This window comes from Arthrobacter sp. JCM 19049, from assembly GCF_001310435.1.
Map to the genome: position 1 here is coordinate 1 of NZ_BAXF01000366.1, position 2,232 is coordinate 2,232.

1 protein-coding gene and 2 pseudogenes are annotated in these 2,232 nt (G+C 66.2%); 1 reads left to right on the top strand and 2 read right to left on the bottom strand.

Annotation, left to right across the window (positions count from 1 at the left end; translation table 11 throughout):
- A partial coding sequence (locus JCM19049_RS12220) for a hypothetical protein (protein ID WP_279403110.1) occupies nt 1-187 on the bottom strand: 187 nt, incomplete at its 3' end.
- 37 nt (nt 188-224) lie between these two features.
- A pseudogene (glnA, locus tag JCM19049_RS12225) lies at nt 225-1,560 on the bottom strand (type I glutamate--ammonia ligase).
- A gap of 155 nt (nt 1,561-1,715) precedes the next feature.
- Here glnA and JCM19049_RS12230 point away from each other — a divergent pair.
- A pseudogene (locus JCM19049_RS12230) lies at nt 1,716-2,232 on the top strand (3-methyl-2-oxobutanoate hydroxymethyltransferase); the annotation flags it as partial.

The following is a 2,232-nucleotide window of genomic DNA, read 5'->3' on the forward strand; positions in this document are numbered from 1 at the left end:
CCTGCGGGTGCTTGTCCACCAGGCGCACGGCCAGCAGCAGCGCCTGGTCCGGGTCCGGGGCGTGGGCCATGCTGCGCAGGATCAGGCCGCGGTCCAAATCGGCCAGTTCCGGCGAGTCCAGGAACTGCTTGGCCCGCGTGGTGTCCAGGAAGCCTGCGTTGATCAGTTCCCGCGAACTCGGTGTCATCGGCCTTTCTTCTTTCCCCCGTTGTGCCGCTCTGGCCCTAGAGCATGCCCAGGTAGCGGTTCAGCTCCCAGGGGGTGATTTCCTGGCGGTATTCCTCCCATTCGGCCCGCTTGTTGGCCAGGAAGGAGTTGAACACCTGCTCTCCGAGGATGTCGGCCATCAGCTCCGAGTCCTCCAGGGTGCGCAGCGCGTCGTGCAGCGAGCCGGGCAGCGGGTCATGTCCCGAGGCGCGGCGTTCGGCGGTGGACAGGCTCCACACGTCATCCTCGGTGGGGTCCTCCAGCTCGTAGCCTCGTGGATGCCCTTCAGCCCGGCGCCAGCAGGCACGCGTAGGCCAGGTAGGGGTTCGCGGCGGAGTCGATGCCGCGGTATTCCACCCGGGCGCTTTGGCCCTTGCCGGGCTTGTACAGCGGCACCCGCACCAGGGCGGAGCGGTTGTTGTGACCCCAGGACAGGTGGCTGGGGGCCTCGCCCCCGCCCCACAGCCGCTTGTATGAGTTCACAAACTGGCTGGTGACCGCGGTCAGCTCCTTGGCATGGTGCAGGATGCCGGCAATGAAGGAGCGGGCCACATCGGAGAGCTGGTATTCGCGCCCGGCCTCGAAGAAGGCGTTGGAGTCGCCTTCGAAGAGTGAAAAATGGGTGTGCATCCCACTGCCGGGGTGTTCGGCAAAGGGCTTGGGCATGAAGGTGGCGTACAGCCCCTTCTGCATGGCCATCTCCTTGATGACGGTGCGGAAGGTCATGATGTTGTCCGCCGTCTGCAGGGCATCGGCGTAGCGCAGATCGATTTCGTTTTGCCCGGGGCCGGTCTCATGGTGGGAGAACTCCACGGAGATGCCCAGCGCCTCCAGGGTGGTCACCGACAGCCGGCGGAAGTCCTGGCCAACCCCGTCCGGGACGTGGTCGAAGTAGCCGGCATTGTCGATCGGCACCGGGCGCCGTGCGGTCCCAGCTCGGCGGACTGCAGCAGGTAGAACTCGATCTCCGGGTGGGTGTAGCAGGTGAAGCCGAGCTTGGAGGCCTCGTCGAGCTGGCGCTTGAGCACGTGGCGCGGGTCCGCGGTGGAGGGGGTGCTCCGGGGTGAGGATGTCGCAGAACATGCGGCTGGTCGGCTCCACCTCACCGCGCCAGGGCAGCAGCTGGAAGGTGGAGGGATCCGGCTGCAGCAGCATGTCCGATTCGTAGATGCGCGAGAGCCCCTCGATGGAGGAACCGTCAAAGCCCAGCCCCTCGGCGAACGCGTCCTCCACCTCGGCCGGTGCCAGCGCCACGGACTTCAGTGAACCGACCACATCGGTGAACCACAACCGCACGAATCTGACGTCGCGTTCCTCAATGGTGCGCAGTACGAATTCCTGCTGACGATCCATCTCTTACCGCCTTGCCTGTCGGGTGCGTGCGCCGGGCCTGACTCGCCGCGGCCATTTCTGCTCTGTTGCAAGACTATACGTTTTTGCACCGCGACGCCGGTGCAAGCGGCCATGCCAGCGGGCATTGCCGGGCCCAAGTGCGCTAAGGTCTTGCTATGCCTCAACCCTATCTCTCAGACCCTGCCACGCGTCCTGCACGCATCCGCATCGGGCACCTGGCCGAAGCGAAGAAACGCGGCGAGAAGTTCTCGATGCTCACCTGCTACGACCGGATGCTGGCCGAAGTGTTCGACGAGGCCGGCATCGAGATCCTGCTGGTTGGCGACTCGGCGGCGAACACGGTCCTGGGCTACGACTCGACTGCGCATCAGCATGGATGAGATGATCACCTTCTCCAAGGCGGTGGTCAACGGCGCCAAGCGGGCGCTGGTCGTGGCCGACCTGCCCTTTGGCAGCTACGAGCAGTCCCCCGCCCAGGCGGTGGAATCGGCGGTCAGGCTGATGAAGGAAGCCGGGGTGCACGCGGTGAAGATGGAAGGCGACGCCCGCCATGCCGGGCACGTGCACGCCATGGTCGGCGCCGGGGTGCCGGTGATCGCTCACATCGGCTTCACACCGCAGTCCGAGCACGCCTTGGGCGGCTACCGGGTGCAGGGCCGCGGGGACGCGGCC